This is a genomic window from Zhongshania sp., from assembly GCF_041623545.1.
GTDB lineage: Bacteria > Pseudomonadota > Gammaproteobacteria > Pseudomonadales > Spongiibacteraceae > Spongiibacter.
The window spans coordinates 1-8,637 of record NZ_JBFJWS010000124.1 but is presented as its reverse complement, the minus strand read 5'-3'; the positions used below and the strand labels follow the sequence as shown (position 1 = coordinate 8,637).

Below are 8,637 nucleotides of genomic sequence, written 5' to 3'. Positions count from 1 at the left end.
TACCGCTAAGTCGTCGCCCAATACTCCTGCGGTCTTTTTAACCGCGACCTTAGACATCGCAGAGATGTCATCCAATAAGGTCGCAATATCGTCAAAAAGTGCTAAAAGAGAACCCGCTGCCATTGGTCAAATACCTTTAATTTAAAATGTGAGTCAGTAAAACCGCTGTTGAGCATACTACAAAAGCGCATCTAACTCTGAGACCGAGTTTATCGGTTCTTGCTTAGAAACCTGAGAACATCAGTGGCACTTTGGCTGGGTGCTTCTAACATCGGCATGTGGCCAAGTTCTGGGTAGGTGATGAGTTCTGCATTGGCTATGCCGTTTTGCCATACCGCCGCTGAGCTTATATGTAATAGGCGGTCACGCTCGCCCCACATGATCAGTATGGGCACTTGGATTTCAGACAAGCGCGTATCAAGAAAATCGGTGTTGTGAAAGTCTTGGAATATGCGGGTAAGGGACTCGCGACGAACGATATAGTCATCGGCCATATAGTCCAAAATCATTCTGGGTAACCACGGCGGCTGCGCCATCGTCATGGCGTAGAATTCGATAAACTCGTCGCGATTGTGAATTTCAAAGGGGTTGCGGCCGGTAGCGAGCATCTTCGCCATATCGCTTTCTTGGGGTGCAACAAGGCCTGCGGCATCGATCAACACGGCGCTCTGCACGCGATCGGCGTGGTGTAGTGCGAGTTGTGCTGCGATAAAGCCGCCCATGGAATTGCCAACGATATGGGCGCGTTCAATATTCAATGCGTCCATGGCTTCGACGACACGCCGAGCTTGGCTTACCGTGTCGTATTTCAGGGCGGGATCGAAGGCAGTTTCGCCGTGGCCGGGCAGGTCTAGAATTAAGACCCGATAATCGGCGGTAAAGTGCTTGGCAAAACGCATCCACACGGTTTTTTCTGAGCTATAGCCGTGAATCATAATCACGGTTTCTTGTGCTTTTTGTGGGCCGCCTTGCCAGCTCATCATGCGGCTATCGCTGATCTCGACCTCGGCGCGATGAAGTCCGTAGATGGCGGTTTCAACGCTGCGAGCTAAGTGCAGTACGTCGCCGCCAATGCGGGGGTAGGTGACGCCAGCCCAAATGGCAAAGCTGGTTGCCAGCGCGATGACGGCAAGTGTAATGGGCTTCTTCATCCTGTGTTCCTTTTGTTAATTGGGGTGGCAATGGTTGGGCTGGGTGTGGGGCGAAGTGGATAGTCGCTACGATCAATGACGTTGCGCATATCCCGCCAAATAAGTTTGTTCAGTAGTCGGAGGGGCGCGAAGTTTGATCCAATCCATGTTTTTAGTGAATCTCGGCCGTAGACGATTTTGGGCGTACCTCTACGAATACCGCGAATAACATGGCGCGCAATAGCTTCAGGTGGCGTAGATAAGTACTTATTCGAAAAGGCTTGGTGTTGAGGGACATTGGCAATATTGGTTGCAATACCGCCGGGGTGGACAAGGTGTACGCTGATGGGGCTGTTCTGTAGTTCAACCATGAGGGCTTGGGTAAAGCCACGCACGGCAAATTTGGCGGCGCTGTAATCGCAGTGATTGGGTGGTCCAATCAGGCCAAAAATGCTTGAGATATTCACCACGGCGCCTTCGCCATTTTCTATCAGCTGCGGTAAAAACACTTGGGTACCGTGAACCACACCGTAAAAGTTAATTGCCATAACCCGCTCGATGTCGGCGAGCGGTGTTGCCCAGACCGGCTTGCCAGCGCCGGATATACCCGCATTATTGATAATGACATGGGCGTTACCAAGTGCGGCTTTTACATCGGTGGCGAAAATTTCCATCGCCGCGCGGTCAGCGACGTCAAAGCTAGCGCTGTACAGCTCCGTTTGGCGTTGTTTTTGCACTAGAGCAACAGTCTCGGCTAGACCTTTGTTGTCGTAGTCGTTAAGCGCGAGCCTTGCGCCGAGTTTCGCAAATTCTATGGCGTAGGCACGACCCATACCGGAGCCCGCCCCGGTGATAACAATCAGTTTATTATTAAAATCTTTCATAGATTAGGCCTTAGCTGAACAGGTGATGTTTTAATTTGAAGCGGCTCGCTAAACGACGAAAAGTGAAACTAAAGCCTGGAAACATGGCGACAACATGACCACTTTTACTTTGGTACCAGCTGGTGCAGCCGCCGGACTTCCACACGGTTTTTTCCATTTCGGAATGAACCATTTGGGTATATTCATCTTCGGCGCACTCGCGGACTTCGATGGCTTGCTTGCCGGATTGCTCGAGGTGACGAATGCTGTTGGTGATGTATTTTATTTGCGACTCAATTACGAAAAGCGCGGAGGTATGACCGATCCCGGTGTTGGGGCCCGTGACCACAAACAAATTAGGAAAGCCCGGTATGGTCGTGCCCAAGTAGGCGCGGGGGTATTCTTCCCAAAAACTTGAGAGAGGTTTCTTATCTTTACCAATAACCGGGTAGGAGATTAGTCCGTCAGTAGCATCATAGCCAGTTGACCAAACGATAAGGTCTACATCTACTTGCTGGCCCTGCGCCGTGACAATGCCAGTTTCATTTATTTTCTGAATGCCGTCGTGCTTGTCGTGCACCGTTACATTGCTTCGGGATAGGGCCGGGTACAAGGTGCTAGACAGGATCACCCTTTTACAGCCAATGGTAAAATCCGGGGTGAGCTTGTTGCGCAGTATTGGATCTGCTACCTGTGTTTTAAGGAGCTTTAAGGCTTCGCGTCCAGCTAACAGATTGAGCAAGGTCTTTGAATATTTAAAACCGAGAACGCGCGTTTCGAGGCTCCAATAAATTGACCAGCGCAGTGCCTTGTAGAGCAATTTGATGCCGATTAATTTGCGCTGGAAAGGCGAAAACTTTCGGTCTGGGCGTGGTAGCACCCAGTGGGGGCTACGCTGAAAAACATGCAATTTAGCGACTTTATCGGCAATGGCAGGAATGACTTGTGCTGCACTGGCACCACTCCCAATAATCGCGACCCGTTTGCCCGTGTAATCGTAAGAGTGATCCCAGCTATTGGTGTGGAAGGTTTTACCCTTAAATGTATCGCGGCCGGGGAAATCTGGAACGACTGGCGTGCTTAGGGGGCCGGTGGCGTTAATTAGTATCTGCGCCTCGAAGCTACCTGCACCTTCGGTTTCGATCAGCCAGTGCTTGATGTCGTCATCCCAGTGCACTTGCTTTACATCAGCGTTAAGCGTGGTCTTTTCACGTAGCCCGTGCTTGTCGATTACCTCGTTGGTGTAGCGCTGTAACTCATCTTGCTCGGCAAACATTTGCGTCCAAGGGTAGGGCTCTGAGGAAATAGAATAAAGTGGTGACTGCACATCTACCGCTGCGCCAGGGTAACTATTTTGGCACCAAGTGCCGCCCATATAGTCGCGGCGTTCTAGAATACGAATATCGCTTATGCCTTTTTCCTGCAAGCGCATTGCTGCACATTGGCCACCGAATCCACTCCCGATTATGACAACCCGATAGCGTTGTTGTGTTTCCATGTATTTATTCTCCACTAAGGGGCGTGCTAATTATTTATCTGATGACGGGTGACGTCACTTTACTTCTGATGGCGCTTGTCGTCAAATGCTGGAATGGACAGTAAATTACAAAATACCCCATTAAATAAGCAGGCAGGCCGGACCTACGGTGGTGAGAGCGCCGAGGTGCGACTGGCGCGCCAGCGTCGCCAATTTATGGACGCTGGTTTAGAGCTGTTTGGCACTGTTGGCTACCGCGCGACCACAGTGAGAATGCTGTGTAAGCAAGCGGGCTTAACCGACCGCTATTTCTACAAAACCTTTGCAGACACCGAGGATCTTTTGGCGGCGGTGTATACCGAGTCGCTAGATCAGATCCAAACTGAGGTTATCACTGCAATTAATGCAGCCGCGAGTGGTGTAATTGAAGCCGGTCTTGAGGCCTTTTTTACTGCTTTTGAAAATGCGCGTATGGCAAGGGTGTGCTGGTTGGAGGTTATGGGTGTGAGTCCCCGTATTGACTCTCTGTACACCGGCCGTATTCAGCAATTCGCAGATTTACTCGTAGGTCTCGGCAAAGCTATCTTGCCAGGCTGGCCGCTAGGTGAAGAGGAGACTCGGATCACTGGTATTGCGTTGATTGGTGCTATTAGTCAATCCGCGCTGCACTGGCTCTTGGAGGATTATCGCTCATCGCGTGCAACCTTGATCAGCGCGAATGGACGATTGATTCGTAGTTTGATTAATACCTTGCCGAAGGAAGTCTAAGCAGGTGTTAGCGAATATCAAAAAAGCCGGTTTTGAGTGTTTTAACTCAAAACCGGCAAGCATCTGATCGTTACCAGCGGTATGAGGCTTGAAGTGCAAAGGTTCGCGGCGGGTTGGTGAAACCGTGGTGCGTAGTGGTACCCGCAATCACTTTTTTCGCGACCGGCGTGTCGATTGCGTAAAGAATAATGAGTTCGTCGCTAAGGTTTTTACCCAGCAGAGCCACGTCCCATACGCCGTCATTGGACGAGATTGAAATACGTCCGTTGAACTGAATAAAGGCATCTTGTTTTACCCGATCATCCAAGTTTGGCGAGGGGTGATACTCGTCGCTGAAGATGGCATCGAGGTTGGCGCGCAGGATGAGTGACTTACCTAGATCGCGCTCGTAACCCAGTAGCACGTTACCGGAGTAATCAGCGGCATACTGATTGGTTTTGCCGCTGTAGTCGCAGTTAATACCGTTGGCGTGGTCTGGGATTTGGTCTTGAATACAGGTGCCTAGTTTATGGTCCTGAAACTCAAAGTCTAAAAATGCGAGCCCGGCACCTAAAATCATGTTTTCGCTTAACGCTATTCGGCCATCAAATTCGATGCCCTGAGTAACCGCGCCTGCTGCATTGCCCACGTTAAAGCCTAGTGTTCCGTCGAAAACGCTCACTTGGAGATTGTCGAACTGGGTGTAAAAGAGCGCTGAGTTTAATTCGGCTACGCCCTCGAATAGGCTGGCTTTTAAGCCAAATTCGTAGGAGGTCGCACGCTCTTCTTCAAATTCAAAGCTACCAATTAAAACTCGTGGATTCGGGATGGTCGCTGTTGGATTCGTTGCGGTGGGCTCAGCACTGGGCGAGGAGTTTGATCGGGCATCGTAACCACCGGATTTAAAACCGCGCCGCGCAGAAAAGTAAGCCATGGCGGCGTCGTTGATATCCCACTGTAAATTGAGTAGTGGTGCAAATTGTGACTCGGTGCGTTTGCCCGCTAAGTCGTGACGCTCCGCCGCGAAGGTGACTGCAGCTGCGGTGTCAGTTTCGCCAATCGGCAATAGGCTGCCGTCGGGTAGGCCGAACTCAAGTTTGCGACTGCCGCTTTTCTTTTCGAAGGTATAGCGACCGCCAAGGGTGAGGCGCCAGCTGTCGTTCATTATCCACGTACCTTGAACAAAGGTAGAGGCAATGATGGAGTCACTTTTAAAGTCACGCGGCGAACGAATATCTATCAGCGAATTACCCGCATCGCCTATGCCGAGCAATTCAAAACCGGTACTGCCATTGGCGCCAGGGTCGTAATCGCCACGGCCACCACCTTCCAATATATCTGCCGCATTAATTAGCTGAGGAATAAGCGTTGAGGGCAGTACGATCGAGTCAAAGAAATAAACGTCGTTATATTGAAAATAAGCACCGGCGATCATATCAAAGTTTTCGCCGGGTGCTGATATCCAGCGAAACTCTTGGCTAAATTGCTCGTATTCCTCCTCCATTACAACTTGGAATAATGGTGCGCCGGTGAAGTCGCAGTCGCATTCTTCATCGTATTGGTAGGCCATATACGCAGTAATAGACGTGAAAGTATCGCCGTCTACATATTTGTTCATTTTTAAGGTGACGTTTTGGGTGTTGTTATTACTGAAGTCGCCATTGGAGTGACGTTTGCGATCGGCCTTAACATCCAGTACCGAATCGTCTGCCTGCATATTCAAAATCGAGCCGTTATCTTGTAGCTGGATTAAGTCGCGGATACCCGCTGGCAACGAGCCGACTAGGCCACCGGCGGCGCCTAAGTCTGGAAAGGTGGTGTCGTTTAAAATCTCACCGTAGGTGCGGCCGGTAAATAAAAATATGTCGGAATCGGAGGGATAGTCGGTGAGAATTTCTGATTGACGACCAATGACGTCGAAGCTGCCAAGTTCGAACTTCAGCATAGCATCGGCGTCGTCGCCGATATCCCATGCGAGTTTAAGGCGATATGTTGCCTCGTCGCGCTGGGCTTCGTCCCGACTAAGGATTTGGTTTATGACAAATCCGTCGGTGTGGCGCTGGCGCATGGAAAAGCGCGCTCTTAGATTATCGCTAACCGGGCCAGAGGCGACAAAGTCAATTACCTTTTCGTTTAGCTCAGGCTCGAAGGTACCTTGCATATAAAATTCAGTTTCATCGCTTGGTGATGCGGTGCTGATATTAATGGCCCCGGCGATACTGTTTTTACCTAGCAGAATATTCTGCGGGCCGCGCAGTACTTCGACGCGCTCTAAATCGAGGAAGGGCGCCCGGGCAAGCTGGGCGCGGCCATAATATATCCCATCGACATACATGCCGACTGACTGTTCAAAGCCTTGGTTTTCGCCAGAGCCAATTCCGCGAATATAAATATCAGTGCCGATACTGGATTCAGTCATGGTGAAATTGGGCACGTAGGCCTGTAAGTCTTCGATTTTAGATAGGCCGGCCTCCATCATTTTACTGCCACTTATGGCGCTCACCGAAACCGGCACATCTTGTAGGCTTTGTTCACGTAGCTGGGCCGTTACCACAACTTCTTCTAGCTGGGCGGCAAATAGGTTTGGGCTTTGTAGTGCGCAAGCGCCAATTAAACTCACTAAGGATGCTTTTTTTATCATTGTGAACTCCATTGTCGGCACACCGAGGCACCGAATGATCTAGAATAATATTGATCGCGCTGTTATGCGCCGACACTGTATTTAGCTGAGTTGAAATATGTTTTGAGCTTTTCCGCCTTACTTGGATGTACATTCGCTTTGTTGAAATCACCGCGGTGATGAGCCACAACGCGCGGATTCATAACTTTGAACCACAGTGGCGGAAAGTAAGCGAGCATCATCATTGATGCGTAGCCCGAGGGTAGCTGGGGGCTGTCTGAAAAATGGCGCAAAGCTTGAAATGCGCGATTGGGGTGGGCGTGGTGGTCTGAATGACGCTGCAGTTGGTAGAGCACTAGGTTGGTAACAATATGATTGCTATTCCAGGAGTGCTTGGGCAGGCACCGCTCATAGCGGCCGTTGGCGTCTTTTTGACGCAATAAGCCGTAATGCTCAACATAATTGATAACTTCGAGCAAAGATGAACCTAAGGCCGCTTGAATGGTGAGAAAGGCAAACGCTGGCCAACCTAAAACCATGGTGCAGCCACCAAATAAAATGACAGTCATTGCCCAGGCTTGCAGCACATCATTGCGCCAGTGCCAAAACCCTAAGTTTTTGCGGCCGAGGCGCTCCCGCTCAATTTCACAAGCAGAACGTAGGCTGCCAATAACCGTGCGGGGCAAAAACTGCCAAAAACTTTCACCCATCTTGGAGCTTGCAGGGTCTTCTGGCGTGGCAACGCGGCGATGATGACCAAAGTTATGCTCTACATAGAAATGCCCGTATGCCACGGGGGCGAGGGCAAGCTTCGCAAGAAACTGACTGAGCGCATCGCGCTTGTGGCCTAATTCATGGCCGGTGTTAATACCGATACCGTTGACATAGGCGCAGCTAAATAAAGCGGCAATGATCCCCAGAGTGCCAAGTTCAGTACAAGCGAACCAGACCGTGATCAGGGTGCCTACATACTGCAAAGGGATATAAGCGTAAACAATAAATTTATAGTAGTTGTCTGCTTCCAATTGGCGAACCGCTGATTCAGGCGGGTTCGAGCGATCTGTTCCGATAAAATAATCTAAAGCGGGAATGATGAAGTACACGATTACTGGTGCTAGCCACCAGCCCCATATCTGTCCTGTCTGGAGATAAATCAGTGCACCAAATATAGGGAGTAGTGGTACCAGAAGTCCAAGGGACCAAAGATAACGTTTTGGATCTTGCCATTGCTCTTTGCTAGCGATGCTCATTTATTATTACCCTTTGCTAAAGTTAACGCATGTAAAGTTGTACTTTAGAGGCTAACTTTACATGTGTCAATATGTGCGCTTGAGTAATGTATACTGTGTCGCATAGCTTGCAGGCTGAGCGATGGCTTGTTCTGTTATCGCTGTTTCACACATAATGACGGCCGAGAGTTGGTGTTGGGGAGAAATTCATTGCGGGCGAGGAAGGTATGAGTGCAGTTAAGGCAAAGCAGAGTCGCAAAGGAAATCGTGAAAAATTAATGAATGCGGCTTTGGAGCTTCTTGCTGAGGATCAAAGTGGATTAGCAGGAATAAGCTTGCGCCGGATTACCAAGGCTTGCGGCCTAAGTCCGCCAGCTTTTTATGGGCATTTCGCATCGATGGAGGAGCTTGGTCTAGCACTGGTAAATGATGTTGGCAGCGCGCTAAGAACCTTATTGAAAGGCGTACGTGACGCTGACACTGAGGCAGATGTTATCGCCGCGTCGGTAGAGGCCGCCTTTACTTATATTCGTGGTAACGAAGCGCTATTTATACTCATTGCCCGAGAGCG

The 8,637-nt window shown here is 50.0% G+C and carries 8 protein-coding genes; 2 read left to right on the top strand and 6 right to left on the bottom strand.

Annotation, left to right across the window (positions count from 1 at the left end):
* The 4 genes from ABYT30_RS11730 to ABYT30_RS11715 form a co-directional block, all read right to left on the bottom strand.
* A partial coding sequence (locus ABYT30_RS11730; RefSeq protein ID WP_373096620.1) for a DUF808 family protein occupies positions 1 to 123 on the bottom strand: 123 nt, incomplete at its 3' end.
* Between the two features lie 86 nt (positions 124 to 209).
* The gene (locus tag ABYT30_RS11725) at positions 210 to 1,151 is read right to left on the bottom strand and encodes an alpha/beta fold hydrolase (protein ID WP_373096618.1); all 942 of its coding nucleotides are present in this window, start codon (positions 1,149 to 1,151) and stop codon (positions 210 to 212) included.
* Complete coding sequence (locus tag ABYT30_RS11720) at positions 1,148 to 2,014, bottom strand: SDR family NAD(P)-dependent oxidoreductase (RefSeq protein ID WP_373081708.1); 867 nt, start codon at positions 2,012 to 2,014, stop codon at positions 1,148 to 1,150. Before ABYT30_RS11720 ends, ABYT30_RS11725 begins: the two co-directional genes overlap by 4 nt.
* 10 nt (positions 2,015 to 2,024) lie before the next feature.
* The gene (locus ABYT30_RS11715; RefSeq protein ID WP_373096616.1) at positions 2,025 to 3,491 is read right to left on the bottom strand and encodes a flavin-containing monooxygenase; all 1,467 of its coding nucleotides are present in this window, start codon (positions 3,489 to 3,491) and stop codon (positions 2,025 to 2,027) included.
* 93 nt (positions 3,492 to 3,584) lie between these two features.
* On the opposite strand from ABYT30_RS11715, the gene ABYT30_RS11710 reads away from it, so the two are divergent.
* Positions 3,585 to 4,238 (top strand): TetR/AcrR family transcriptional regulator, encoded by a 654-nt coding sequence (locus ABYT30_RS11710; RefSeq protein WP_373096613.1) that lies wholly within the window; start codon positions 3,585 to 3,587, stop codon positions 4,236 to 4,238.
* 70 nt (positions 4,239 to 4,308) lie between these two features.
* On the opposite strand, the gene ABYT30_RS11705 is transcribed toward ABYT30_RS11710, so the two are convergent.
* Positions 4,309 to 6,858, bottom strand: a complete 2,550-nt coding sequence (locus tag ABYT30_RS11705) for a TonB-dependent receptor (protein ID WP_373096612.1) — start codon at positions 6,856 to 6,858, stop codon at positions 4,309 to 4,311.
* A gap of 62 nt (positions 6,859 to 6,920) precedes the next feature.
* Positions 6,921 to 8,087: an alkane 1-monooxygenase gene (locus tag ABYT30_RS11700; RefSeq protein WP_373081717.1), complete on the bottom strand. Its 1,167-nt coding sequence runs from the start codon at positions 8,085 to 8,087 to the stop codon at positions 6,921 to 6,923.
* Between the two features lie 206 nt (positions 8,088 to 8,293).
* On the opposite strand from ABYT30_RS11700, the gene ABYT30_RS11695 reads away from it, so the two are divergent.
* Positions 8,294 to 8,637 (top strand): TetR family transcriptional regulator (locus tag ABYT30_RS11695; protein ID WP_373096610.1); only part of this gene is annotated, 344 nt, incomplete at its 3' end.